The 25929-nt window shown below is 62.7% G+C and carries 27 protein-coding genes; 16 read left to right on the top strand and 11 right to left on the bottom strand.

Annotated elements, in window-relative coordinates:
- The first annotated feature begins 176 nt into the window (after nt 1-176).
- Nucleotides 177-404 carry a hypothetical protein gene (locus AC0L2L_RS30400; protein WP_473583548.1) on the top strand — a complete coding sequence of 76 codons (228 nt, stop codon included), beginning with the start codon at nt 177-179 and terminating at the stop codon, nt 402-404.
- Nucleotides 405-621: 217 nt separating this feature from the next.
- Here the strand turns inward: AC0L2L_RS30400 and AC0L2L_RS30395 are convergent, their stop codons facing one another.
- Entirely contained in the window at nt 622-1287 is a 666-nt protein-coding gene (locus AC0L2L_RS30395) for an outer membrane protein (RefSeq protein WP_473583547.1), read from the bottom strand.
- Between the two features lie 246 nt (nt 1288-1533).
- On the opposite strand from AC0L2L_RS30395, the gene ade reads away from it, so the two are divergent.
- On the top strand, nt 1534-3351 hold the full coding sequence (ade, locus tag AC0L2L_RS30390) for an adenine deaminase (RefSeq protein WP_473583546.1): 1818 nt from the start codon (nt 1534-1536) through the stop codon (nt 3349-3351).
- Between the two features lie 7 nt (nt 3352-3358).
- Here ade and AC0L2L_RS30385 read toward each other — a convergent pair whose 3' ends face one another.
- Both AC0L2L_RS30385 and AC0L2L_RS30380 read right to left on the bottom strand, forming a co-directional pair.
- The gene (locus AC0L2L_RS30385; RefSeq protein WP_473583545.1) at nt 3359-4522 is read right to left on the bottom strand and encodes an alpha/beta hydrolase; all 1164 of its coding nucleotides are present in this window, start codon (nt 4520-4522) and stop codon (nt 3359-3361) included.
- 210 nt (nt 4523-4732) lie between these two features.
- Nucleotides 4733-5767: an alpha/beta hydrolase gene (locus AC0L2L_RS30380; RefSeq protein ID WP_473583600.1), complete on the bottom strand. Its 1035-nt coding sequence runs from the start codon at nt 5765-5767 to the stop codon at nt 4733-4735.
- Between the two features lie 271 nt (nt 5768-6038).
- On the opposite strand from AC0L2L_RS30380, the gene ilvA reads away from it, so the two are divergent.
- Nucleotides 6039-7295: a threonine ammonia-lyase IlvA gene (gene ilvA / locus AC0L2L_RS30375; RefSeq protein ID WP_473583544.1), complete on the top strand. Its 1257-nt coding sequence runs from the start codon at nt 6039-6041 to the stop codon at nt 7293-7295.
- Nucleotides 7292-7846, top strand: coding sequence for a DUF1697 domain-containing protein (locus AC0L2L_RS30370; protein WP_473583543.1), 555 nt, complete (start codon nt 7292-7294; stop codon nt 7844-7846). Before ilvA ends, AC0L2L_RS30370 begins: the two co-directional genes overlap by 4 nt.
- 63 nt (nt 7847-7909) lie before the next feature.
- Here AC0L2L_RS30370 and AC0L2L_RS30365 read toward each other — a convergent pair whose 3' ends face one another.
- A complete protein-coding gene (locus tag AC0L2L_RS30365) occupies nt 7910-8197 on the bottom strand; it encodes a DUF2218 domain-containing protein (RefSeq protein ID WP_473583542.1) in 288 nt (95 codons plus the stop codon).
- 118 nt (nt 8198-8315) lie between these two features.
- Nucleotides 8316-8756, bottom strand: a complete 441-nt coding sequence (gene gloA, locus AC0L2L_RS30360) for a lactoylglutathione lyase (protein WP_473583541.1) — start codon at nt 8754-8756, stop codon at nt 8316-8318.
- 259 nt (nt 8757-9015) lie between these two features.
- Here gloA and AC0L2L_RS30355 point away from each other — a divergent pair, with 259 nt between their 5' ends.
- From AC0L2L_RS30355 to AC0L2L_RS30340, 4 genes are all read left to right on the top strand, one after another.
- Entirely contained in the window at nt 9016-9609 is a 594-nt protein-coding gene (locus AC0L2L_RS30355) for a cold-shock protein (protein WP_027166464.1), read from the top strand.
- 111 nt (nt 9610-9720) lie between these two features.
- Nucleotides 9721-10221 (top strand): DUF192 domain-containing protein, encoded by a 501-nt coding sequence (locus tag AC0L2L_RS30350; RefSeq protein ID WP_473583540.1) that lies wholly within the window; start codon nt 9721-9723, stop codon nt 10219-10221.
- A 16-nt stretch (nt 10222-10237) separates the two neighbouring features.
- Complete coding sequence (locus AC0L2L_RS30345; protein WP_473583539.1) at nt 10238-11005, top strand: alpha/beta fold hydrolase; 768 nt, start codon at nt 10238-10240, stop codon at nt 11003-11005.
- Nucleotides 11006-11029: 24 nt separating this feature from the next.
- On the top strand, nt 11030-11524 hold the full coding sequence (locus AC0L2L_RS30340) for a GNAT family N-acetyltransferase (protein ID WP_473583538.1): 495 nt from the start codon (nt 11030-11032) through the stop codon (nt 11522-11524).
- A 29-nt stretch (nt 11525-11553) separates the two neighbouring features.
- Here the strand turns inward: AC0L2L_RS30340 and speB are convergent, their stop codons facing one another.
- Together speB and AC0L2L_RS30330 are read right to left on the bottom strand one after the other, a co-directional pair.
- Nucleotides 11554-12519, bottom strand: a complete 966-nt coding sequence (gene speB, locus AC0L2L_RS30335; protein ID WP_473583599.1) for an agmatinase — start codon at nt 12517-12519, stop codon at nt 11554-11556.
- 97 nt (nt 12520-12616) lie between these two features.
- On the bottom strand, nt 12617-13225 hold the full coding sequence (locus AC0L2L_RS30330) for an HD domain-containing protein (protein ID WP_473583598.1): 609 nt from the start codon (nt 13223-13225) through the stop codon (nt 12617-12619).
- A gap of 121 nt (nt 13226-13346) precedes the next feature.
- Between AC0L2L_RS30330 and cysE the strand changes: the two genes are divergently transcribed.
- Together cysE and AC0L2L_RS30320 are read left to right on the top strand one after the other, a co-directional pair.
- Nucleotides 13347-14195, top strand: a complete 849-nt coding sequence (gene cysE / locus AC0L2L_RS30325) for a serine O-acetyltransferase (RefSeq protein WP_473583537.1) — start codon at nt 13347-13349, stop codon at nt 14193-14195.
- A gap of 148 nt (nt 14196-14343) precedes the next feature.
- Nucleotides 14344-14547, top strand: a complete 204-nt coding sequence (locus tag AC0L2L_RS30320; protein ID WP_027166457.1) for a DUF3126 family protein — start codon at nt 14344-14346, stop codon at nt 14545-14547.
- 141 nt (nt 14548-14688) lie between these two features.
- Here the strand turns inward: AC0L2L_RS30320 and AC0L2L_RS30315 are convergent, their stop codons facing one another.
- Complete coding sequence (locus AC0L2L_RS30315; protein WP_473583536.1) at nt 14689-15276, bottom strand: hypothetical protein; 588 nt, start codon at nt 15274-15276, stop codon at nt 14689-14691.
- A gap of 344 nt (nt 15277-15620) precedes the next feature.
- Between AC0L2L_RS30315 and clpP the strand changes: the two genes are divergently transcribed.
- From clpP to hupB, 4 genes are all read left to right on the top strand, one after another.
- Nucleotides 15621-16250, top strand: coding sequence for an ATP-dependent Clp endopeptidase proteolytic subunit ClpP (gene clpP, locus AC0L2L_RS30310; protein ID WP_027166455.1), 630 nt, complete (start codon nt 15621-15623; stop codon nt 16248-16250).
- Between the two features lie 296 nt (nt 16251-16546).
- Entirely contained in the window at nt 16547-17821 is a 1275-nt protein-coding gene (gene clpX / locus AC0L2L_RS30305) for an ATP-dependent Clp protease ATP-binding subunit ClpX (protein WP_027166454.1), read from the top strand.
- Nucleotides 17822-18094: 273 nt separating this feature from the next.
- Nucleotides 18095-20506 (top strand): endopeptidase La, encoded by a 2412-nt coding sequence (gene lon, locus AC0L2L_RS30300; protein ID WP_473583535.1) that lies wholly within the window; start codon nt 18095-18097, stop codon nt 20504-20506.
- A 196-nt stretch (nt 20507-20702) separates the two neighbouring features.
- Entirely contained in the window at nt 20703-20975 is a 273-nt protein-coding gene (hupB, locus tag AC0L2L_RS30295) for a DNA-binding protein HupB (RefSeq protein WP_027166452.1), read from the top strand.
- Nucleotides 20976-21047: 72 nt separating this feature from the next.
- Here hupB and AC0L2L_RS30290 read toward each other — a convergent pair whose 3' ends face one another.
- A complete protein-coding gene (locus AC0L2L_RS30290; protein ID WP_473583534.1) occupies nt 21048-22070 on the bottom strand; it encodes an aldo/keto reductase in 1023 nt (340 codons plus the stop codon).
- A gap of 187 nt (nt 22071-22257) precedes the next feature.
- On the opposite strand from AC0L2L_RS30290, the gene AC0L2L_RS30285 reads away from it, so the two are divergent.
- A complete protein-coding gene (locus AC0L2L_RS30285) occupies nt 22258-22821 on the top strand; it encodes an SIS domain-containing protein (RefSeq protein WP_473583533.1) in 564 nt (187 codons plus the stop codon).
- A gap of 4 nt (nt 22822-22825) precedes the next feature.
- Nucleotides 22826-23569, top strand: a complete 744-nt coding sequence (locus AC0L2L_RS30280; RefSeq protein WP_473583532.1) for a creatininase family protein — start codon at nt 22826-22828, stop codon at nt 23567-23569.
- A 195-nt stretch (nt 23570-23764) separates the two neighbouring features.
- On the opposite strand, the gene AC0L2L_RS30275 is transcribed toward AC0L2L_RS30280, so the two are convergent.
- Entirely contained in the window at nt 23765-24682 is a 918-nt protein-coding gene (locus tag AC0L2L_RS30275) for a carbohydrate ABC transporter permease (protein WP_473583531.1), read from the bottom strand.
- Nucleotides 24683-24692: 10 nt separating this feature from the next.
- Nucleotides 24693-25808 (bottom strand): carbohydrate ABC transporter permease, encoded by a 1116-nt coding sequence (locus tag AC0L2L_RS30270; protein ID WP_473583530.1) that lies wholly within the window; start codon nt 25806-25808, stop codon nt 24693-24695.
- Between the last annotated feature and the right edge of the window lie 121 nt (nt 25809-25929).

The following is a 25929-nucleotide window of genomic DNA, read 5'->3' as shown; positions in this document are numbered from 1 at the left end:
ATGCCTGCTATGAGCCGTCAAGCGATGTTTCGGATCGCGGGCGGTTTCTGCGGGTCGCCGTCATACGCCTATCATTGCGGATTTAATATTAGCGATGTTTAAAATGCCAGTTTCTGCAAACCGATCTCATTAGCGTTTGTCTGCCAGCATCGGACCGGCTTTGATGGTGGAAAACCATGCGTGGGGCAGGCTGGATCAGAGGGCTGCGGGAGGAGGAGGCGCGGCAGCTGCGTCGCGAGATCGATCGACTCGAGCGAGGTCTGATCGAGGCCGCCAATTCGAAAGCCAAATGGAACCTGCACGAGGTCGCGCACACGCTGCGCTGGCAAAAGGCGCGGCTGCGGCGGCTGGAGGAGTGCCTCGCGGCGATGCCAGCGGGAAAGACAGGTTCGGCCCGGTCCTGACCGTCCGACATGCGGGTGGCGCCGGTTGGAAAGTGGCGCGATCACGGAATTACGGTCTGCTGCGGGAGCATTAGGGTTCGCCACGTTGCGGATCGATCCGCCGAGGCCGGCGTCTATCAGGCCCCTACCCATTCCCCCGCCCCCTGCGGGCGCCGGCCACTTGATATCCAGATATCACGATAAGCGGGTTTCCGCATCGTCGCGACGGCGGCAAGCCTCAGAATTTATAGCTGAAATTGACGCCAAGCGTCTGCAGCTTCACGTCCTGGTCGCGGTCAATGAAGGCGTCCGGAGCATCGAAGTGCTCTTTGCCGAAATCGTAGTAGCGGTACTGCGCGCCGACGACGACATTGTTGGTCAAGGCATAGTCGACGCCGGCGCCGAGTGTCCAGCCGGTGCTGGTGCGGGTGCGGGCAAAGGCCGTGCCTGCCGCTTGCGAGGTTTCGATCCCGGCGAAAGCGACGCCGCCAATGCCATAGATCAGCAGACGATCCATGGCGTAGCCGGCCTTGGCGTTGATCGATCCGAACCATTTGACGTCGGTGCCGAATGTATTTGCCGGGCCAGCTTCGGCGGTGCCGTCGATCGAAGCGTAATTAAGATCGGCCTCGGCGCCGAGCACAGCTTGATCGAACTGCCAGAGCCCCGCGACGTGACCGCCGACGAAACCACCGTCGATGTCGGGCTTGACCGAAAACGGACCGCCATCGTCGCCGGTGATGTCGGACCGGCCCCAGCCATAGCCGGCCTGCATGCCGGCATAGTAGCCGGTCCAGTCGAAGCCGGGCGCGGTCATCGGCAGATCGCTACCCATGTCCGCTGCCCAGGCAGACCCGGACAGCAGGGCAAGAAAGCCGGCACTGATGAGCGTCAGTCGACGCATCGAGCACTCCGACATGGCGGTTCCGAAAGACTCCTTGCCGCAAACTATCCTCATTCGCGACGAAACGGAATTGCATCTCTGCAACAGTGGTTTACGACCTGACGCCATCTCGCCGTCTCGAACGGCCGGGCGACAAAGCCTGTGGGCGTGGCGATCTTGCCGCGCGGCTTTCCGCGGGATGCCAGCGGACGGCTCTGGCTCCAGGCGCCGACATTTGCCAGAGTGGCCGATCATGAGGACCCGCCAATGACCAACGCCAAGCCGACAAGCGCCGCAAAGCCAAAGCCGTGGACCGAGGTGGCGACACATCTGGTCGATGTCGCGATGGGCCGAAAGCCCGCGGATCTGGTCATCCGCAACGGGCGCTGGGTGAATGTCCATTCGGGCGAGATCATCCCCGGCACCGACATCGCGATCGCCGCCGGCCGCTTCGCCTATTGCGGGCCGAACGCCAGCCATGCCATCGGGCAAGGCACGAAGGTCGTCGATGCCGGCGGTCGCTATCTGGTGCCCGGCCTTTGCGACGCGCACATGCATGTAGAGAGCGGCATGGTGACGGTGACGGAGTTCTGCCGTGCGGTGATCCCGCATGGCACCACCTCGATGTTCATCGATCCGCACGAGATCGCCAATGTGCTCGGCCTGCCCGGGGTGCGGCTGATGCATGACGAGGCGGTGGCGATGCCGATCAACGTGCATGTGCAGATGCCGTCCTGCGTGCCGTCGGCGCCGGGGCTTGAGCATGCAGGCGCCGAATTGACGGTCGCCGACGTGGCCGAGGCGATGACCTGGGAGAACATCATCGGGCTTGGCGAGGTGATGAATTTCCCCGGCGTCGCCGCCAACAATCCGGTGATGTCGGGCGAGATCGCCGAGACAGTCAAGGCCGGCAAGACGGTCGGCGGGCATTATGCGTCGCCCGATCTCGGCCTGCCGTTCCATGGCTATGTCGCGGGCGGCGCCGAGGACGACCATGAAGGCACGCGCGCCGAGGATGCGATCGCGCGCGTGCGCCAGGGCATGAAGGCGATGCTGAGGCTGGGCTCGGCCTGGTACGACGTCGCGGCGCAGATCAAGGCGGTGACCGAAGACGGCATCGACCCGCGCAACTTCATCCTGTGCACCGACGACAGCCATTCCGGCACGCTGGTGCATGAAGGCCATATGGACCGGGTGGTGCGGCATGCCATCAGCCAGGGCCTGAAGCCGGTGACGGCGATCCAGATGGCGACGCTCAACACCGCGCAGCATTTCAGGCTGGAGCGCGAGATCGGCTCGATCGCACCCGGGCGGCTGGCCGACCTGCTGATCGTTTCCAATCTCGCCCAGATGCGCATCGACGAGGTCTATGGCCGCGGCGTCAGGCTGGCCAAGGCCGGCAAGCTCGAGGTCGACATTGCGGCCTATGACTACCCGCAATCCGCCAAGAACACAGTCAAGCTCGGCAAGAAGCTCAAGGCCGGGGATTTCGACATTGCGGCGCCGCAGGGCGCCAACGAAGTGCGGGCGCGGGTGATCGGCGTGATCGAGAACCAGGCGCCGACGCGGGCGCTGGAGGCCGACCTGGCCGTCGAGGACGGGTTGGTCGCCATGGACCGGCGCAACGACATCTGCCAGATCGCCCTGGTCGAGCGGCATCGCGGCACGGGCGGCGTCACCAACGCCTTCGTCTCCGGCTTCGGCTATGTGAAAGACTGCGCGATGGCCTCAAGCGTGGCGCATGACGCGCACCACATCATCGTCGTCGGCACCAACAAGGAAGACATGGCTTTGGCCGTCAACCGGCTGGGCGAGGTGGGCGGCGGCGTCGTGCTCTATTCCAGGGGCAAGGAACTGGCGCTGGTCGAGATGCCGATCGCCGGGCTGATGTCGGACGAACGCGCCGAGATCGTGGCGGCCAAGGCCGAGCAACTGACCGAGGCGATGCGCAAGGTCGGCTGTTCGCTCAACAACGCCTATATGCAGCACTCGCTGCTGGCGCTGGTGGTCATTCCGGAGTTGCGGATTTCCGATGTCGGCCTGGTCGACGTGACGACGTTCCAGAAGGTCGATCTTTTCATCTGAGCGCCAGCTATCCGCCGGTGGCGATGGTCAGCACCTTGAACGGCGTGGTGATGACGATCTCGGCGACCGAGCCGACCGCCTTGCCGAGGCCCTGGCCGATATTGCCGAGCTGCGTCGCATCGGGCTCATCCGAAGCAAGGCCGGCCGGCGCGCGCAGCCGGTTGCCCAGCAATTGCACCAGGATCGGGTTGTCGGCGAATTTGGCATGGTTCAGGCCGCCGTCGCCGCCCTTGGCCTGGGTCAGGTCGACGACCGTCACGCCATAATTGGCGAGATCGGCCGCGTTGCCGTAGTCGCCGACGCGCGGCTTGTCGCCGGAAATGAAGCTCGACAGTTTCAGCGCCCGGTCGTCGCCCGAAAGCAGGATGGCGAACGGCTTGTCGGGCTTGCCGTAGCGGATCATCTGCTTCTTGAAGACATCGACGTCGATGTCCGGCGAGGCGAGGATGACATAGCCGAGCTTGCCGTCGAGATCGCGGTCGCCGGTGATGGCAAGCTGGCGCAGCGCCTCCATCGTCAGCCAGGTACCCATCGAATGGGCGACGATGTCGATGCTCTTGACGTGTGTCTTGGCAAGCATCCTGAGCGTAGCCTCGAGGTCGTCGCGCGCAGCCGTCGAGCTATCCTTGTCGTAGATGTAGCCGGTCGCCTTGGCGCTCGATGCCCATGAGAACAGCACCGGCGTGCCCGGATATCTGGTGTCATGCGCGATCTGCGTCAGCCGGTAGATGCCATCGTCGAAACCGTTGTTGAAGCCGTGCACGAACACCAGCGCGCGGTCGCCGCGCATGGAAATGTCGGCGCCGACCGCCTTGGCGAATTGCTGCGCGTCGCCATAGTGGACGACATCGGTGGCCGTGAACTGCTTGGCCGGATTGCTGTCGGCCGAGCCCTTGGCGCGCTCGATCGCGCCGACCTGATGGATCTTCGGCACGGTGACATCGACGCGGGCATAAAGGGTGGTGAGCGAACGGTCGCCGTCGAACACCTGGCGGGGGTCCTTGGTCGCCTGCTGACGGGTCGTGGCGACGAAGATCTCGTGCCTGCCAGCGATGTCGGAAGCAGGCGCCGAAACCGCCTTGCGGTTGAGAAGGTCATGCGCGCCCTGGCCGGCGCAGCCGCTGAGGGCGAGCGCGAACGCAAGGCCAAGTACGATCTTAGAGCGTTTCACCGTTTCACGGAAACGGCGAGCCGCTCTATCTCTTCGTTTTGACGCAATTCCGGACGGAAAACCGCTGCGCACTTTTCCTGGAATTGCTCTAGCACGCACGATCACCCGGGATCCCCCAAGGGCGGCAAACCTCTCAGCTATTCCGATAAGGCTTGAGAGCTGCCGGGTCCAGTTCAAAGTCGGCGCGATGCGCAAACCACGCGGATACGGTTACTGCGTAGCCAGCTGGCCGATACGGTCGGTCACGTCGCGATCGCTGGCAAAGCCATCGTCCTCGCGCAGACGCTGGCCGATCATCTTCACCAACTCGGGGTTATCGGCGAATTTGGTGTGGTTGAAGCGGTCGCCGCCCTTTACCTTGGAAAGGTCGACCACCGTGACGCCATAGGAGGCGAGGTCGGCGGCATCCCGGTAGTCGCCGACGCGCGGCCGCGCGCCGGCGATCAGGCCGGAGAGCCGCAGCGCCCGGTCGTCGTCCGACAGGAGCAGGATGAAGGGCTTGTCCGGCTTGCCGTAGCGGCGCATCTGGCTCTTGAAGACGTCGACATCGATGTCGGGCGAGGCGAGCACCACGTCGCCGAGCTTGCCGCTCAGATCGCGGTCGCCGGTGATGGCGAGCTGGCGCAGCGTCTCCATCGTCACCCAGGTTCCCATCGAATGGGCGACGATGTCGATGCGCCGCGCGCCGGTCTGCGCCAGCATCCTCAGGGTCACTTCCAGCTGATCGCGGGCGGCGGCGGCACTTTCCTTGTCATAGACATAGTCGGTGGTCTTGGCGCCAGAGGCCCAGGAAAACAGCACCGGCGTGCCCGGATAGCCGGAATCATGGACGATCTGGGTCAGCCGGTAGACGGCGTCGTCGAAGCCGGTGTTGTAGCCGTGGACGAAGACCATGACGCGGCCGCCGCGGGCGTCGATGTCGGCGTTGAGCGCGCTGGCGAATTTCGGCTGGGTGTCATAGCCGACCATTTCGGAGGCCATGAAGTACTTGGTCGGGTCGTTCGACTTGCCGCGCGAGCGGCGCTCGATCTGGCCGGTCTGGTGGACCGGCGGAATGGTGACGTTGACCCGGGCATAGTTCAGCGTCGCCGAGCGCTCGCCATCGAACACCTTGTTGGGGTCGTCGGACGGCTTGCGGGTCGTGGCGATGAAGATCGAATGATTGCCGGCGATCTCCGTCGCCTGCGTCGGCACGACGACGCTGCCCAGGATTTCCTGCGTCTGGTGGCCCGCGCAGCCTGCCATCAGCAGGGATAGGGCAATGATCAGAATCTTCTTCAAATACACGTCGACACTTCCACTCCAGCCACGATTGGCCATCCACCTCCGCGAACCCTCCCGGACAGCCGAAGTGCGGCCAAAGTAAGTCGTGTCCAGCGGAAATCGGTTCGGCTCGGCTCCCATGGCCATCATAGTGTTGCGCGAAAGCCAAAACGGCGTCAGGAAGGCTGATCATCGAGGGAGCCGCGCCTGCATGGACGTGGCCTCGAGGCGCAAACGAAATGAGGGACTTGTAGTGACCAGCTTCTCCGCCCGGGTTGCCACAGCCGCTGAGGCGATCCGCGGGATTTTTCCGGAAACGCCGCTGCAGGAGAACGACTATCTGTCGAAAAAGACCGGCGCCCGGGTGCTGCTGAAGCGCGAGGACCTGACGCCGGTGCGATCCTACAAGATCAGGGGCGCCTTCAATTTCTTCCGCAAGACGCTCGCCGCCGGCAACAATGCCGAGTTGTTCGTCTGCGCCTCGGCCGGCAATCACGCGCAGGGCTTTGCCTTCGTCTGCCGCCATTTTGGCAAAAAGGGCGTCGTGTTCATGCCGGTGACGACGCCGCAGCAGAAGATCGACAAGACGCGGCTGTTCGGCGGCGATTTCGTCGAGATCAGGCTGGTCGGCGACTTTTTCGACGATTGCTACCGCGCCGCCTTCGAATTCACCGAAAGCGCCGGCGCGCACATGGTGCCGCCGTTCGACCACAAGGACATCATCGAGGGCCAGGCGACGGTTGCCTATGAGATCGCGGCCCAGATGCCGGGCGGGCGCATGCCGGATATCGTCATGCTGCCGGTGGGCGGCGGCGGCCTCGCCGCCGGCGTCACCCACTATTTCGCCGACCAGCATCGCGACCCGCGCTTCGTGTTCTGCGAGCCGGCGGGCGCGCCGAGCCTCCGCGAGAGCCTTGCCAGTGGCAAGCGCGTCAAGCTTTCCAAGGTCGACAATTTCGTCGACGGTGCAGCGGTGGCCGAGATCGGGCGGGAGCCGCTGCGCCATCTCAAGGACTTCACCGCCGATGCCGTCCGGCTCGTCCCGGAGAACCGCCTCTGCGCCACGATGATCGAGATGCTCAATGTCGAGGGCGTCGTGCTGGAGCCGGCCGGCGCGCTGGCGATCGACGCTCTCAAGGATTTTTCGCGCAAGGAGATCAGGGGCAAAACGATTGTGGCGGTCGTCTCCGGCGGCAATTTCGACTTCGAGCGGCTGCCGGACGTGAAGGAAAGGGCGTTGCGCTTCGAGGGGCTGAAAAAGTATTTCATCATCCGCTTCCCGCAACGGCCGGGCGCGCTGCGCGATTTCCTCGAGATGCTGGGTCCCGACGATGACATCGCCCGCTTCGAGTACCTGAAAAAGTCCGCGCGCAATTTCGGTTCGGTGCTGATCGGCATCGAGACAAAGGAACGGCGCAATTTCGACCTGCTGAAGGCCAATTTCGACGCCGAGGGCGTTCAGTATCAGGACATCACCGACAACGAGACGTTGGCGGGGTTCATCATATGAGCAAAGGCATGGTCTTCGTCGCGCTGTTTTCCGGCATCAATGTCGGCGGCAACCGCATCGTCAAGATGGCGGAGCTGAGGTCGTTCTTCGAGGATTTAGGATTCACCGGCGTCGTGACCTATGTGCAGAGCGGCAACGTCGTGTTCCGGGCGAAGAAGGGCGATGCAGCGTCGCTGACGAAGCAGCTCGAAGCGGCCTTCGAGAAGAAGTGGGGCTTCAATTCGCGCATCATGGTGCGCGATGCTGGTTGGTTCGAGCGGTTGGTGAAGGACAATCCCTATCCCGAGGTCGCCGGCGAACCGACCAAGCTGCATGCCTACGCCCTGGAGCGCGAGCCGACGGAGGAGGAGACGAAGCGTCTGGCGGACAAATGCACCGGCCCTGAGAGCTTCGAGATCAAGGGCGACGTGCTTTACCTGCACGCGCCGGACGGGCTCGGCAAATCGGTGTTCGCCAATCTGATCCCGCGCACATTGAAGTTGCCGGGCACGGCGCGCAACTGGCGCAGCGTGCTGGCGTTATTCGAAATGGTCGGCAAAGCCGGCAGCTGATTGTTCATTCTACGCAATTCCGGACGGAAAACCGCGAGGCACTTTTCCTGGAATTGCTGTGACTTAAGCGGCCTTCTGCCAGTCGAAGCTCAATTCCTCGCGGAAGGCGAAGCGCTTGATATGGTCGGCGACCACTGTCTCCAGCCGCACCAGCGACGCTTCGTCGGCTGCGGCCAAAGCGATATGCAGCGCGTGATCGTCGGCGTCCATCAAGGTGCGGCCGATCGTGAGCTGGATGGCGCCATGCTGCGGATCGAACTCGACCGGGAATTTGTGCGACCAATGCTTGCAGAGTTGCTGCAAACAGCGGCTGGCATGTTCGGTGGCGACATCGGCGCGGCTGGTCAGCATGAAATTCTCCTGGCGGATGAAGCCAGCCTGGATGAGGCTGGCGCCAATGGCTGATAGATAGGCAGGGCCTGGCGAAACGCCAGCGGCGGCTGGCCAAATCGGCGCGGGGTCGCCGCCTTTACCAGACACCGGTGTTCGGCATGGAGGCCCACGGCTCGGCTTTGGCCTTGGCGGGACCTTTCTGCAGGAGCTCGATCGAGATGCCATCCGGCGAGCGGACGAAGGCCATGTTGCCGTCGCGCGGCGGACGATTGATGGTCACGCCGCTGTCCATCAGCTTCCGGCAGGTGGCGTAGATGTCGTCGACCTCGTAAGCGAGGTGGCCGAAATTGCGGCCGCCCTTGTAGTCTTCCGGGTCCCAATTGTAGGTCAGCTCGACCAGCGGCGCCTTCTCGCTGATGCCGCGCTGCTCGTCTTCCGGCGCGGCGAGGAAGATCAGCGTGTAGCGGCCCTGCTCGTTTTCGTAACGGCGCACTTCCTTCAGGCCGAGCTTGTTGCAGTAGAAATCGAGCGACTGGTCGATATCGGCGACGCGGACCATTGTATGCAGATAGCGCATGGCGTTTCCTCGGAGTGTTGGGGTTGTCGGGCACCATAAGTGCCACCCGGCGAAAGGGCAATCGTCCGACAATAGAGGCGGCGCGGTCGATTCAGGCCTCGCCATTTCGGCTTCCAGAAGCGCCGGCAAACAACATTTCAGTCTTTCCAGTGCTGAACGGTGAAAAAAGGCACGTCAGCCCTTGCACACCCCGGAAGCCGCAGTGTTAATCTCTTGGCAAGAATCAGTTGCGGTTCAGTTGGAAAAAGGGGGCATTCTTATGGGGGAAAAAGCCTCTTTCACGAGGCGGGACGAAAGCCTTGACGACGCCTTGCAGCGAGACAATGGCGGCGACTCCGCCGGGCTTGTCGAAATCGCGGGCGCGATCAAATGGTTCGACGTGGCCAAGGGCTACGGCTTCATTCTTCCGGACGACGGCGTCTCCGGTGACATCCTCCTCCACGTAACCTGTCTTCGAAAGGACGGCTTCCAGACGGCGCTCGAAGGTGCGCGGGTCGTCTGCCTGGTGAAGCAGGGCGAGCGGGGGCTGCAGGCGTTCCGGGTCCTCTCCATGGATGTCTCGACGGCGGTCCACCCGGCAGAGCAGGAACAGCGTACCCATGTCACCGTCAACCCGGAGAGCGGCCTCGAGCGGGCCCTGGTCAAGTGGTTCAACCGCACCAAGGGTTTCGGCTTCCTGACGAGAGGCGAGGGGACCGAAGATATCTTCGTCCACATGGAGACGCTGCGGCGCTACGGCATAACCGAGCTCAGGCCGGGCCAGGTCGTGCTTGTCCGCTTCGGACGCGGCGACAAAGGCCTTATGGCTGCCGAAATCCACCCCGATATGGGCACCTTGTCGGTCTCGCATTAGGCTTTCCGAAATCAATCCGGATGGCCTTTGCCGCCAGGACCGAACTTGTCCGAAAACCAGTTCCACTTGTCTGGATCATGGTCTAGGACGAGGATCTGTACGAGGTGTCACATGGCTTACCGCAATTGGCTGACTGCAGGCGCGCTCTGCGCAGCGATCGTTTTCTGTGCCTTTTTCAGCGGCCTGAAGCCGGGCCTGGCGGATGCGATGCTGCTGCCCACCGATCGGACGCCGCTTGTCGTGTCGACCGGTTCGGGCGACCGTTCCTTCTCCATCGAGATCGCCGATACCTCCGCCGAACGCGAGGCGGGACTGATGTTCCGCGAGGACATGGCCGACGATCACGGCATGTTGTTCGTCTTCGAAAGAACCGGCGAGGTGGATTTCTGGATGAAGAACACGCCGATGGCGCTCGACCTGGTCTTTGTCGGCCAGGACGGCCGCATCAAAGCCATCAAGCGTGGCGAGCCGGAATCCGAAGCCATCATCTCACCAGGACAGCCCGTGCGCTTCGTGCTTGAACTGAAGTCAGGCACGGCCGCCAAGGACGGCATCAAGGAAGGCGATCTCTTGCGCCATCCGGCCATCGGCACGGGCACCGGTTCCAACTGAAAAGCAGTTTCTGCCAATGCAATTCTTTTCGCATGACGGTTTCGAGCTTGCCTATCTCGATCGCCAGCCGGCCTCCGGGCAGGGCGACCCCGTGCTGATGATCCACGGCTTTGCCTCCAGCCATTATGTCAACTGGGTCTCGCCGGGCTGGTTCAAGACGCTGAACGACGCCGGCTACCGGGCGATCGCCTTCGACCATCGCGGCCACGGGGCGTCATCGAAGAGTTATGATGAGGCCGATTACACGCCGGAAAAGATGGCTTCGGACGCTGCCGCGCTGCTCGATCACCTCGGCATCGAACGCGCCCATGTCATGGGCTATTCGATGGGCGCGCGCGTCTCGGCTTTCCTGGCGCTCTCCGATCCGGACAAGGTGGCGACGCTGGTGCTCGGCGGCCTCGGCATCGGCCTTGTTGACGGCGTCGGCGATTGGGATCCGATCGCCGATGCGCTTCTGGCAGAGGATCCCGGTACAATCGGCCACCCGCGCGGCCGTTCGTTTCGCGCCTTCGCCGACCAGACGCGCAGCGACCGCCGGGCGCTCGCCGTCTGCATCGTAGGATCGCGCGCATCCATGAGCGAGGACGACGTGGCGCGCATCGCCCAGCCGACGCTGATCGCGGTCGGCACCAAGGACGACATCGGCGGCTCGCCGGACGAGCTTGCGGCCCTGATGCCGAATGCAAGCGCGTTCCATATCGAGGGCCGCGACCATATGCTCGCTGTCGGTGACAAGAGCTTCAAGCAGCGCGTGCTCGAGTTCTACGCCGAAAACCCGCTCTGAGCGCGCGGCGCTGTTCGGCTGACAATGGTCGATCTTCTCGTCACCTACATGGAGATGCTCGCGCCGCCACAGGGCGCGCCGCTTGCGCCGCCTTTGCCTGGCGCCATCGTGGCGCGCGAAAGGCTTTCCGACTATCTCGATCTCTACCGCGCGGTCGGCGGACCGGTGCAATGGGATCAGCGTCTGCGCTTGCCCGAGTCCGAACTCGAAACGGTGCTGGCCAGCACCTCGACGCATATCCACGTGCTGCGCGTCTATGGCGAGGCCGCGGGCTTCTGCGAGTTCAACGAGGTCGGACAGGCGGCTGTCGAGCTCGTTCATTTCGGACTGGTTCCGGCTTTTCAGGGGAGGCGACTGGGGCCGTTCCTGCTCGACCGGGCGTTGCGCGCCGCTTGGTCGCATCGGCCGGAAAGGCTTTGGCTTCACACCGACACCTATGACCATCCGGCGGCCCAATCGGTTTACGGCCGCGCCGGATTCAGGGCCTACACCAGGAGAATCGAGACCTTTCCGGATTAGGCGCAATTCCAGGCGGAAGCCGCTTCGACCTAGCCGCGTGTCCTTCTGTCGGCCAGGGATCTCGCCATGACGCATAGCAGCTCGAACATCATCGTCGCGCCCGCCAGCGCCGTCATGCCGGCAAGATCGAAGGGAGGCGCAACCTCGACGACGTCGGCGCCGGCGAAATTCAATCCGTCAAGCAATCGAACCAACTCCTGCGCCTCGCGTGTCGTGAAGCCGCCGATCTCCGGCGTGCCGGTGCCTGGCGCCATGGACGGATCGATGCAATCGATGTCGAAGGTCACATAGGTGGGACTGTCGCCGACCAGATCGCGCGCCTCCTGCATGACGGACGCGGCGCCGCGGCTGACGAACTCTTCCATATAGATGATGCGCACGCCCTGGGCGGTTGCCCAATCGTGTTCGCCTGGCTCATAGATCGAACCTCTGATCCCGATCTGGATCACCCGCTTCGGGTCGAGCAGCCCTTCCTCGATCGCGCGCCGGAACGGCGTACCGTGCGTATAGGGATTGTCGCCGAAGTAGCGATCGTTCGTATCGGAATGCGCGTCGAAGTGAACCATGCCGACCGGCGCCTTGCGGGCCACGGCGCGAAGCACCGGCAGCGTCGTCAGGTGGTCGCCGCCGGCGGCCAGGGGCAGAGCGCCCTCGGCGACGATCGCCGCAATGCCGTCCTCGATCCGCTTCAGCCCGTCGAGCAGGTTGATGGGATTGACCGACACGTCGCCGACATCGGCGACGTTGGCGATGCTGAACGGTTCGGTTCCCGACACGTGGTGGACGCGGCGCATCAGGCTCGACTGGTTCCTGATTTCGCGCGGCCCATGGCGGGCGCCGGCCCGGTTGGTCGTGCCGCCATCCCATGGAATCCCGACAAGGGCGATGTCGAGCCCCTTCGCTGTCGGCACGGCCGGCAGCCGCATGAAGGTGGAAAGCCCGGCAAATCGCGGCACCTGTGCGGCATCGACGGGCTGGAAGAAGTTGTTTTCCATGGTGTCGGTCATCTCAGGGTGGCGGTTCGGCTGGCGACCATGGCGATCGCAGGACTTGGAATTCAGGCATAGGGGCACCTCCGACAGGAGTGTGGGTCTATCGAGGCTGATCCTGCAGGGCTTGCAGCGACCGGGCCAGATTTTCCCTGGCTCGCGCCTCGGACCGCCGGCGGAACGGTTCGGTGTGGAAAATGTGCGGCCGGGCCAGGAAGCTTTTCAGAACCGCCGCCCGTCCGGCGCGCCACATCGGTTCCTCGACCCAGCCATATTCGAGCCGGACCGCTCTCTCATACGCGTCGAATGCATCCGGCTCGGCGCCAAGGATCGCCAGGTCCATGTCGAGGAAAAGGGCGGCGTCACCGGCGGCGTTCTCGTCTTCGAATGGTGGCAACTGGTGCGTGGCCGTGGCGTTGATCATCGCCATGATCCGGGCAAGGCGATCGGGATCGGCGCGCCCGGCGAGCCTTTTCCCGGCCAACGCGGCGCTCCTTGCCTCATTATCCTTGGCCCGGCTGTCATAGACGACGTCGTGGAACCAGATCGCCGCTTCGACGGCCTCGGGGTCGTGAAGAAGGTGCCGGTATTCGGCCGCCAAAGCCAACATCGCATCGATATGGGTCAGGTTGTGATAATGGCGATCCGTGACCTGATAGAGGTCGGCAAGCTCGCTTTTCAGCGCTTCGTCGATCAAGGGTTCGTTTTCCATCGTCGCTTGAATTTGCGTGAACCAGGTCCATTTGACAAAGGAATAAGGAAAATTGAGTTCAACCGTGCTATGATCTGGCCTATATGTGCCGCCGGAGAATGAGTAAGGCCGGAGAGCGTCGATGAACAGCATTACGATTGCCCGCCCCAGCATAGTGCAGCCGGTCGATCCGATCTGGCGGTCGATCCGGGACGAAGCGATGGAGGCGGTGAACCGCGATCCGCTGCTTGCAGCCTTCCTCTATTCCACCATCCTCAACCAGGAGAACCTGGAAGAGGCGGTGATCCACCGCCTTGCCGAGCGCCTTGCGCATCAGGATATCGGTTCCGACCTCATCCGCCAGACCTTCAAGGCGATGCTGGACGACGACCCGGAATGGAGCACGACGGTTCGCGTCGACATCCAGGCCTATTACGATCGCGACCCGGCCTGCGACCGATTCATCATGCCGGTTCTCTATTTTAAGGGTTTTCACGCCATCCAGACGCACCGGCTGGCGCACTGGTTGTGGAACCACGGCCGCAGGGACTTCGCGCTCTATCTGCAGAGCCGCTCCTCCTCGGTGTTCCAGACCGACATCAATCCGGCCGCCCGCATCGGCAAGGGCATCTTCCTCGACCACGCGACAGGCTTGGTCGTCGGCCAGACGGCCGTCATCGAGGATGACGTGTCGATCCTGCATGGGGTGACGCTCGGCGGCACGGGCAAGGCCAATGGCGACCGTCATCCGAAGATCCGCCGCGGCGTGCTGATCGGCGCCGGCGCCAAGATCCTCGGCAATATCGAGATCGGCCATTGCTCGAAGATCGCGGCCGGCTCGGTGGTGCTGTCGCCGGTACCGCATAACAAGACGGTCGCCGGCGTGCCCGCGCGGGTCGTCGGTGAAACTGGTTGCGACCAGCCTTCGCGGCAGATGGACCAGCTCCTGCCGTCCCAGAGCATGGATCACGTGGTCAGCTTCGACATCTGATCTCCGCCGCCGTCGAAGACAGCCGAAATCCGGCCGCCCGGTTCCGGTCGGCTTGTCCTAGGCAATTGTGCCGGCTTGCCTTTACATGGCCATTGTTGGCGTGTCAGAAGCGCGCCAACGAATAAGGCCGAATTTTCGGAGAAGACTTTTGAAGCCTGATGAAATCAGAAAGCTGGACGCTTATTTCAAACGCGTCTTCCAGAATCCCAAGCTGCAGGTCAAGGCGCGTCCGCGCAAGGAAGACTCTGCCGAGGTCTACGTCGGCGACGAGTTCCTCGGCATCGTCTTCAAGGACGAGGACGACGGCGACTATAATTTCTCGATGGCCATTCTCGACATCGATCTGGCCTAAGCCGGCAACACATCCGGCCGGCGCGCGCGGCGCCGGCCACGACCTCCGGACGAAATTCGGCCCGGGCTTTGTTGGACGCGATTACGGACAGAAGGCTAAGGCGAGGGCGCCGAGCTTAACCGTTTCGCACCTGGAATTGCTCTACTCCTGGCAATGACGCGGGATATGCACCCGTCGCCAGCTTGTCGAACCCTCCCGTATCACGACCCGGCGCGCCACTGTCGCGTATGAGGGCGGAATTTCCCGGATGCGTACCTGCTGCGGCCGCACCAGCACTTCGTGGGCAACGCCTTCATATTCCGCCGGCAGAACCACGCGCCGGACACGCTCCGGCTGGACAACGACCGTTTCCGCGACGCGCGCATAGCGGGCCTTGCGCCATATCTTGCACAGCACCTTGCGGCCATGGATGACGCGCCATTCCCAGGCATAGCCGCCGTCGTCGACCTTGATCGTGTGGTAGATCGTGCGTGTGACCGCCGGGACGGTCTCATAGGTGACGCGCGGCGGCGCGATCTGCTCCACGCCTTGGTAGGTGCCGTAGATCGGCGCGTCGTAATCGACCACCTGTCCGCCGGGGCTCACCATCACATCCTCATAGACGGTGTCGTAGAGCGTCGGCCTGTGGATCGGCTCATAGCATTCGAGCGCGCGGCCGCCGGCGGCGGTTTCAGAGACGGCGGCAAGCATGGCGACAGCCGCCAGCGATGCGGAGCTTTTGCGGATCATGACATTCCCCCGTTGAAAAAGGACGCCTTCACAACGCAGGACTGTAGCGGAAGGTCCGGGGGCGGACAGCGATTTCAAGGCTTTTCGTTAAGCGGCGCGGTTAAGGAATTGCTACCTTGCGGATGGCTTCGGTCGGCCAACCGGCAGCGAGACCGTGTCGCGGATTCAAGTCGCCCGTGCTTCACGGGGTCGCGGCGCTTGATTCGAGTTAACCAGATGGCTAGGAGAGGCGGCCTTGCGCTAGGGTGAGCCGGCATCCTATTTAGGTCGTAACCGATCCAGAACGATTCCGCGCGATTGCTGATATATAACGGTGCCGGAATCCATCTCCACAAGGGTAGTCCATGAAGAACCCCGTTGAAACCTACATGAACCTCGTTCCGATGGTGGTCGAGCAGACCAATCGAGGCGAGCGTGCCTATGACATCTTCTCGCGTCTCTTGAAGGAACGCATCATCTTCATCACCGGCCCGGTCGAGGACGGGATGGCGACGCTGGTTTGTGCACAGCTTTTGTTCCTCGAGGCGGAGAACCCCAAGAAGGAAATCAACCTCTATATCAATTCGCCGGGCGGCGTCGTCACCTCGGGCATGGCGATCTACGACACCATGCAGTTCATCAAGCCGGCCGTGTCGACGCTCTGCATCGGCCAGGCCGCCTCGATGGGTTCTCTGCTTCTGACGGCCGGCCACAAGGATATGCGTTTTGCCACGCCGAACGCCCGCATCATGGTCCACCAGCCTTCGGGCGGCTTCCAGGGACAGGCTTCGGACATCGAACGTCATGCGCAGGACATCATCAAGCTGAAGCGCCGCTTGAACGAGGTCTATGTCAAGCACACCGGCAAGAGCTATGACGAGATCGAGAAGACGCTCGACCGCGACCATTTCATGACCGCGGACGAAGCCAAGGATTTCGGCCTGATCGACAAGGTCATCTCCAGCCGAGATCCCGTCGAGACAGCGGCCGCCTAGGCCTGGCGGTCGACGGCAAATGGCGGCATAACGCGCTTTTGGCGTGTCTTGCGGCATTTCGGCCACATTTGGCTGTTCCCTCAGGCGTTGGGATTGCCTACGTTAAGGCTATGTTGATTTTCGACGGCTTAGCTTTGCGTGGGGTTGCTGAGAATCATTGCCGCGTTTCTGATTTCGTGTTTCGTACGGAATGCGCTGTGTGAGCCGGGACACTGGCGGTGGCGGATTCCCGCGATAGATTGGTGAGACGTCACTCGAGCCAGACCACCGGCGGGCGTTGGTGAAAGGACAGAAAAATGAGCAAGGTCGGCAATAATAGCGGTGATTCAAAGAACACGCTTTACTGCTCGTTTTGCGGCAAGAGCCAGCACGAAGTCCGCAAGCTGATTGCCGGCCCGACCGTCTTCATCTGCGACGAATGCGTCGAGCTGTGCATGGACATCATCCGCGAGGAGAACAAGACCTCGATGGTGAAGTCGCGCGAGGGCGTGCCGACCCCGCAGGAGATACTCAAGGTCCTCGACGACTATGTCATCGGCCAGCCTTACGCCAAGCGCGTGCTGTCGGTCGCCGTCCACAACCACTACAAGCGCCTCGCGCATGCCGGCAAGAACAACGACGTCGAGCTGGCGAAGTCGAACATCCTTCTGATCGGCCCGACCGGTTGCGGCAAGACGCTGCTGGCGCAGACGCTCGCCCGCATCATCGACGTGCCGTTCACCATGGCCGATGCCACGACGCTGACCGAGGCCGGTTATGTCGGCGAGGACGTCGAGAACATCATCCTGAAGCTGCTGCAGTCGGCCGACTACAATGTCGAGCGCGCCCAGCGCGGCATCGTCTATATCGACGAAATCGACAAGATCTCGCGCAAGTCGGACAATCCCTCGATAACCCGCGACGTGTCGGGCGAGGGCGTGCAGCAGGCGCTGCTCAAGATCATGGAAGGCACGGTCGCCTCCGTGCCGCCGCAGGGCGGCCGCAAGCATCCGCAGCAGGAATTCCTGCAGGTCGACACCGCCAACATCCTGTTCATCTGCGGCGGCGCCTTCGCGGGCCTCGACAAGATCATCTCGGATCGCGGCCGCAAGACCTCGATCGGCTTCGGCGCGATCGTGGCTTCGCCCGAGGATCGCCGCACCGGCGACCTGTTCCGCCAGGTCGAGCCCGAGGATCTGTTGAAATTCGGCCTGATCCCGGAATTCGTCGGTCGTCTGCCGGTCCTGGCGACGCTGGAAGACCTCGACGAGCCGGCGCTCATCCAGATCCTGACCGAGCCGAAGAACGCGCTGGTCAAGCAGTATCAGCGGCTGTTCGAGATGGAGAATGTCGACCTGACGTTCCACGAGAACGCACTGTCGGCGATCGCCAAGCGCGCCATAGATCGCAAGACCGGCGCGCGCGGCCTGCGCTCGATCATGGAAGCGATCCTGCTCGACACCATGTTCGAGCTTCCGGCGCTGGAAGGCGTGCGCGAAGTGGTGATTTCGGAAGAGGTGGTGTCCGGCAACGCCCGGCCGCTCTATATCTATTCCGAGCAGAAGGAAAAGAAGGGCAATGTCAGCGCCTGAAATGGCATTGACCCCACAATTTTCATGGAACGGCGCCTGCGTGGCGCCGTTTTGCTGTGAGAGGGCGTGGGTTATGCAATCGAAGGGATCGAGCAACCGTGTTAGCTCTTGATCTTTGCCCCGGCCACATCCACCTAACAACAGAAGGCCGAAGCGCCAAATTCTGTGCTGTTAAATTCCCGTCACAAACGGTGGTAGGCGGAACGACGCTCGGTCGTTAATATAAGATTCGCGGTTGGCTAAATAAGCGGCCGCGACATGAAAGGTTGGACAATGGCCAAGATATCCAAGGCTTCCGGCGACGGCGTTTTCGCAGTCCTCCCATTGCGCGATATCGTCGTGTTCCCGCATATGATCGTTCCGCTCTTCGTGGGCCGTGAAAAGTCGATCAAGGCGCTGGAAGAGGTTATGGGTCAGGAAAAGCAGATCCTGCTTGCCACCCAGATGAATGCAGCCGACGACGATCCTGAGCCCGATGCGATTTTCGACATCGGCACGCTCGCCAATGTGCTGCAGCTTTTGAAGCTTCCCGACGGCACCGTGAAGGTGCTGGTCGAGGGCGCCTCGCGCGCCAAGATCGTCTCGTTCACCGATCGCGCCGATTTCCATGAAGCCCGCGCCACGGCGCTCGCCGAGCCGGAAGAGGAAGAGGTCGAGATCGAGGCGCTTGCCCGCTCGGTCGTCACCGACTTCGAGAATTACGTCAAGCTGAACAAGAAGATCTCGCCCGAAGTGGTAGGTGCCGCCAGCCAGATCGACGACTATTCCAAGCTCGCCGATACGGTTGCCTCGCATCTCGCCATCAAGATCCCCGAGAAGCAGGAGATGCTCGCCACGCTTTCCGTCAAGGAGCGTCTGGAGAAGGCGATGGGCTTCATGGAAGCCGAAATCTCCGTGCTCCAGGTGGAAAAGCGCATCCGTTCGCGCGTTAAGCGCCAGATGGAGAAGACGCAGCGCGAATACTACCTCAACGAGCAGATGAAGGCGATCCAGAAGGAGCTCGGCGAGGGCGAGGACGGCCGCGACGAGGCCGCCGAGATCGAGGCGCGCATCAAGAAGACCAAGCTCTCCAAGGAGGCCCGCGAGAAGGCGGAAGCCGAGTTGAAGAAGCTGCGTTCGATGTCGCCGATGTCGGCTGAATCGACGGTGGTGCGCAACTATCTCGACTGGCTGCTGTCGATCCCGTGGGGCAAGAACTCCAAGGTCAAGCAGGACCTGGCCTTTGCCCAGAACGTGCTCGACACCGACCATTTCGGCCTCGACAAGGTCAAGGAGCGCATCGTCGAGTATCTCGCCGTGCAGAGCCGCCAGAAGAAGCTGAAGGGGCCGATCCTGTGCCTCGTCGGACCGCCCGGCGTCGGCAAGACCTCGCTCGGCAAGTCGATCGCCAAGGCCACTGGGCGCGAGTTCATCCGTATGGCGCTCGGCGGCGTGCGTGACGAGGCCGAGATCCGCGGTCACAGGCGGACTTATATCGGCTCGATGCCCGGCAAGGTCATCCAGTCGATGAAGAAGGCCAAGAAGTCCAACCCGCTCTTCCTGCTCGACGAGATCGACAAGATGGGTCAGGACTTCCGCGGCGATCCGTCATCGGCCCTGCTCGAGGTGCTCGATCCGGAGCAGAACTCGACGTTCATGGACCATTACCTCGAGGTCGAATACGACCTGTCGAGCGTGATGTTCGTGACGACGGCGAACACGCTGAATATCCCTGCGCCGTTGATGGACCGCATGGAGATCATCCGTATCGCCGGCTACACCGAGGATGAGAAGATCGAGATCGCCAAGCGGCACCTTATGCCCAAGGTGGTCCGCGACCACGCCCTGCAGCCGAACGAATTCTCGGTTGGCGAGGACGCGATCCGCGGCATCATCCAGACCTACACGCGGGAAGCCGGTGTGCGCAGCCTGGAGCGCGAGCTGATGAAGCTCGGCCGCAAGGCGGTGACCGAGATCCTGCGGACGAAGAAGAAGACGGTGAAGATCACGGCGGACAACCTCGCCGATTATCTCGGTGTGCCGCGCTTCCGCTTCGGCCAGATCGAGGCTGACGATCAGGTCGGCGTGGTCACGGGTCTTGCCTGGACGGAAGTCGGCGGCGAGCTGCTGACGGTCGAAGGCGTCATGATGCCCGGCAAGGGCCGCATGACGGTGACCGGCAATCTGCGCGACGTGATGAAGGAATCGATCTCGGCGGCGGCGTCCTATGTCCGCTCGCGTGCCATCGACTTCGGCATCGAGCCGCCGCTGTTCGACAAGCGCGACATCCACGTGCACTTGCCGGAAGGTGCCACTCCGAAGGATGGCCCGTCTGCCGGTGCTGCCATGGCAACGGCCATCGTGTCGGTGCTGACGGGTATCCCGGTCAAGGCCGATGTGGCGATGACCGGCGAGATAACGCTTCGCGGCCGCATCTTGCCGATCGGCGGCCTGAAGGAGAAGCTGCTCGCGGCATTGCGCGGCGGCATCAAGAAGGTGCTGATCCCGGAAGAGAACGTCAAGGATCTGGCGGAGATTCCGGACAATGTGAAGAACGGCATGGAGATCGTCCCGGTCTCGCGGGTCGGCGAGGTGCTTGCGCACGCGCTCACCAGGATGCCGGAGCCGATCGAGTGGGTCGAGCCGGTCAATGTGCCGGCTCCAGTCGACACCAGCGACGATGCCGGAAAGTCGCTTGCTCATTAGCACTTGCTAACATTGCAGCGCACAAAGAGAGAGCCGGGCCTTCAGCCCGGCTTTTTCATGTGAAAAAGCCACGAAAAAATGGAAAAAAGCCCGGAATTCCGCGGTTTTCGGCTTGGGTTCCGCAACGCTTCTTTCTAAAGTCCGTTTCCTGCCGGATGAGTCGTAGGTTCCGGTTTTCTCATGGAAGGGAATTTTTATGAACAAGAACGAACTGGTGTCCGCCGTCGCCGACTCCGCAAGCATTTCGAAGGCTGATGCGCAGTCCGCCGTCGATGCGGTGTTCTCCGTGATCACTGGCGAACTGAAGAAGGGCGGCGATGTCCGGCTTGTCGGCTTCGGAAATTTCACCGTGTCAAAACGCGCTGCTTCGACCGGCCGCAACCCGCAGACCGGCGCGGAAGTGAAGATTCCGGCACGCACCGTGCCGAAGTTCTCGGCCGGCAAGGGCCTCAAGGACGCGGTCAACTAAGACCTTTTTTCTTTAAGAGCAGAAAAGCCGGGCTTGCCCGGCTTTTCTTTTTTGCAGTGGATAGCAGGCGGCTCAGGCCGTCGGCGCGTCGGCGCGCATCAGGCCTTCCTGTTTCAAATCCGCCCACAACGCCGCCGGTATCTTGGTGTCGAGCAGCGCACGGTTGCTTTCGACCTCGGCCGGCCGCTGGCCGCCGGGGATCACCGACATCACCGATGGATGCTGCAGCGGGAACTGCAGCGCCGCCTCGATCAGACGTACGCCATGGCGCTTGCAGACGGCCTCGATGCGCGCCACGCGATCGAGGACCTCCTTCGGCGCTTCGCTGTAATTGTAGAAGGCGCCGGGCTTCGGTCCGGTCGCAAGCACGCCGGAATTGTAGGGACCGCCCAGCACGATGCCGATGCCGCGCTTTTGGCAGAGCGGCAGGAAGGATTGAAGCGCTTCCTGCTCGAGCAGCGTATAACGTCCGGCGAGCAGGAAAAGGTCGAAGTCGCCACGCTCGGCGAGCGTCTGGGCGACCTGCCACTCGTTGATGCCGCCGCCGAAGGCCCTGATCACGCCCTGGTCGCGCAGCGCCAGCAGGCCGTAATAGCCGGACGACATGAACTCCTCGATGCGGGCATCCGAGGCTTCCTTGCTGCCATGAGTGAAGATGTCGACGTCGTGGACGAAGAGGATGTCGATGCGGTCGACGCCGAGCCGCTCCAGTGAGGCCTCGAAGGAGCGCATGACGCCGTCATAGCTGTAGTCGTAGACTTCCCGGCGCGACGGCGTGTCGAAGAACTTGCCGATGCCGGTGCGCTGGTCAGGCGGGGCGACGCGCATGATGCGGCCGACCTTGCTCGATAGCACATAGTCGTCGCGCTTCCTGCCGCGCAGGAAAGGGTTGAGGCGGGTTTCCGACAGGCCGAGGCCGTAGAGCGGTGCGGTATCGTAATAGCGGCAACCGGCCGTCCATGCCGCCTCCAAGGTGGCATTGGCATCCCGGTCGGAGACGGCGCGGTAGAGGTTGCCGAGCGGCGCGGTGCCGAAACCGAGCTCGGTGAAGGTGATGCCGCCATTGCCGATGCGGTCGAAATGCCGTGTCTTCATGTCTGACGATGTCCCGGAGTGATTTGTCTGACATGACACTATCACGCTCGTGGCCCAGCAAAAGTGCCGAGGCTCGTTGGACAGCGATTTTCGCGGTGGTAGCATGAACAAAAACAAGCCTTTCGCGGGCGGCGAGCCGCCAAATCCATAGAGCCTGGCGATCCATCGGCAGACAGGGTGAGCCGTCATGACCAAAGCGGGATCCGGGATGTTCGCGACAGCGCTGGACGAGCTCGGCGCGGTGCTGGCGCGCACGGATGAGGCTCGGATCGACGCCGCTTGCGAGATGCTTGCCGGCGCAGGCAAGATCGCCGTCTATGGCTGCGGCCGCGAGGCGCTGCAGCTGAAGGGCTTTGCCATGCGGCTCTACCATCTCGGCCTGCCGGTCTCGGTCGTCGGCGACATGACCACGCCGCCGCTCGGGCAGGGAGATGTCTTCCTGGCGAGTTCAGGGCCGGGCGAAACCACCACCGTGCTGACCTTGCGGGTTGCCCGCGAGGCCGGCGCGAAGGTGTTGCTTTTGACGGCCGAACCGGCAAGCAGCGCCGCAAAGCTCGCCGATTTCACGCTGCTCATTCCGGCGCAGACGATGGCCAGCGACCAGGGCGCGGCAAGAACCTCGGTACTGCCGATGGGCTCGCTGTTCGAAGGCGCGCTGTTTCTTTTGTTCGAAATCATGGTGCTAAAGCTTAAACGCCTGACCAATGCCACGCCGGAAGCGATGCGCGCCAGGCACACCAATATGGAGTAGGGCAATGCGCTACGAGCTGATGCTGCCGCACCAGATCCGCAAGGCGATCGAGGAGAACTGGCCGGTCGTACTGCCGCTCGGCGTTCTCGAATATCATGGTGAGCACATGGCGGTCGGCATGGACACGCTAGCGGTGATCAAGACGGTGGAGCTGATCGAGAAGGAGAGGGACATCGTCATCCTGCCGCCCTTCTACTACGGCGCGGCAAGCTATGCGGTAGCGGCACCGGAAGGCAGCGGCTCGGTGCAGGTTGGCGGCCCGGTGCTTTCGCCCTTCGCGGAGGAATTGTTCTACGGCCTGCTGCGCATCGGATTCCGCAACATCCACGCCATCGTCCACCACCAGACCGAGAATTTCGCGGCGGGCATGCCGACCGATCTCGCCTTCAAGAGCGCCGGCCGGCAGGCGATCTTCCGCTTCCTCGAAAAGGAGCGTGGCGAAGGCTGGTGGGGTTCGAACACCATGGCCGATTACTATTCCGGCCACGCCCAGGGCGAGAATGTCTTCAACTGGGTACAGGTGCATCCGCTGATGCCGGCCACGATGAACGGCGCGTACCCGTTCGACCACGCCGGCATCGGCGAGACTTCGCTGATGCTGGCGTTGTGCCCTGAGGCGGTGGACGAGAAGCATTTCGCCGACAACACCGGCTGGTACACCAAAGGCGCAGCGGAAGCCTCGGCGGGTCTCGGCAAGATCGGCGTCGCCATGATCCTCGATCACCTCAGGGAGATATTGGTTCGGTAGGCGCGACCCTTCCTTCTCCCCTTGTGGGAGAAGGTGGATCGGCGCGCAGCGTCGAGACGGATGAGGGGTGTTCCAGCGGAGTGAGAGGCTGGCGTTCCCTGGAACACCCCTCATCCGACCGAGCTTCGCTCGGCCACCTTCTCCCGCAAGGGGAGAAGGAAAAGAGCCCGCAAGGGGAGAAGGAAAGGCGCCGCCCTATTTCACCGAACCGGCCGTCATACCCATGATCAGATAGCGCTCGAGCGCGATGCCGATGATGGCCAGCGGCGCGATTGCGGCGGTGGCCAAGGCCGCCATCGACCACCAGTTGATGCCTTGCGAACCGGTCTGGCTCGCCACCATGACGGGAATGGTCTTGGCGTCGGTCGAGGTCAGCAGCGCCGCGAAGAAATACTCGTTCCAGCACAGCACCATCGCCAGGATGAAGGCGGCGACCATGCCGGGCAGCGCGATCGGCATGACGATGCGGAAGAAGGCGCCCCAGATCGACAGCCCGTCGACAAGGGCTGCCTCCTCGAGTTCGACCGGGATCGAATTGAACTGGTCGCGCATGATCCAGATGACGATCGGCAGCACCATCAGCGTGTAGAGGAGCACAAGGCCGATCCGGGTGTCGAGCAGCGCCACTTCGCGGTAGAGCACCAGGAAGGGGAGTGCCAGCACGACCGGCGGCAGGATCAGCTGCGACAGGAAGAAGAAGGAGATGTCCTCGTTCTTGAACCAGGCGAACTTGTAGCGATAGCGAACGAGGCCATAGGCGGCGAGGCTGCCGATGATGATGGCGAGGCCCGATGCGCCGACCGAGGTGATGACGGAATTCATGAAGCGCTTGAGGAACTCGTCGCGGACGGTCGATGTCTGGGAGATCGAATCCGGCGACAGCCCAAGCGAGCGCCAGCCCTTCCAGTCCGGCGTAAAGTCGACGAAGGGGATGAGATGGCCTTGCGTGACGTCAACCGCCGATTTGAAGGAGGTGGTGATCGTCCAGTAGATCGGGAACAGGCAGACGAAAGCCCAGAACACCAGCGCGCCGTAGATGAAGACGCGGCTGGTAATGAAGGCCGCCGGCGAGCGGATCTCGGAAACGGTGTAGTCGGTGGTCTGGATGCTCATGAGGGGCCGCTCAATTGACGTTGCGAACGAAGCGACTGGCGAACTTCAACAGCCAGGTCACGAACACGACGATGATGACCAGATAGGCCATGGCCAGCATGGTACCGTAGCCGACATTCGAGCGGTCGCGGTATTCGCGGTAGATGAAGCTCGAGACGGAATCGGTGGCGCCGCCGGGGCCGCCGGAGGTCAGCGTGATGATGATGTCGGCAAGCTTCAGCTTGAAGATGATGCGCAGGATCACGGCCGTCACCGACACCGGCAGCATCAGCGGAAAGGTGACCTGCCAGAATGTCTGCCATGCGGTCGCGCCGTCGACGCGGGCGGCTTCCAGCACTTCGCGCGACATTGCCTGCAGGCCGGCAAGCAGCATGATCATCATGAACGGGATGAACGTCCATGCATCGAGCATCATGATCGAGATGCGGGCTGTGATCGGATCGGAGAAGAAGGCGGGATTGTTCCAGCCGAGATGTCGCGCCAGCGTCGCGGCGGGGCCGAACCGGTACTCCATCAGCGATTTGCCGACCATCCAGGATACCGCCACGGGTGACAGCATCAGCGGCAGAAGGAAGACGACGCGGAAGAATTTGCGGGCCCGGATCTGCGCGTTGAGCAACAGCGCCAGGCCGAAGGCGATGACATATTCGACCAGCACCGCAAGCACGTAGAGCACCATGTTGATCAGGGCGTTGCGGTAGTAGGGGTCGGCCAGCATCTGCCAGAAATTGTCGAGGCCGTTGAACTTGCGGCCCGCGAACGAGCTGAGGTTCCAGTCGGTCAGCGCGATGTAGAAGCCGAACAGCGTCGGGAAGATCACCATGGCGATTGTGAAGAGCAGCGCCGGCAAGAGAAACAACGCGCGCTGGCCGTCCTCGCCGCGCGTCAGGACCTGCCAGGCGCCGAGTGCTGCGCCCCATAAAATATAGGCGTAGACCACCGGACGCCAGGTGTAGAAACCAACCGTGGACATCTCGGTCTTGTAGAGGATCTGCACGAAGATGATCGCCAGCAGACCGAGCGTTGCGACAGCCAGCAGGCCCCAGCCGAGACGTTTGCGACTGGGCGGGATCAGGTCGGCCGGATCTGCCGGCCATGCATTCGCGGTCGAAGTCTGCTCAGCCACGCCTCTCGCCTCTTTCGCGTCACCTTAAACAGGCGGCCCCGCGCCCCGGGGTGGGCCGGGCGCGGCGTGGTTGGGGGGGGGTTAAAAACGGGCGCGGCGTTTTTTAGGGTTTGCGGGGTTT

Source organism: Mesorhizobium sp. WSM4832, assembly GCF_055811115.1.
This window is presented reverse-complemented; position numbering and strand designations above follow the sequence as displayed.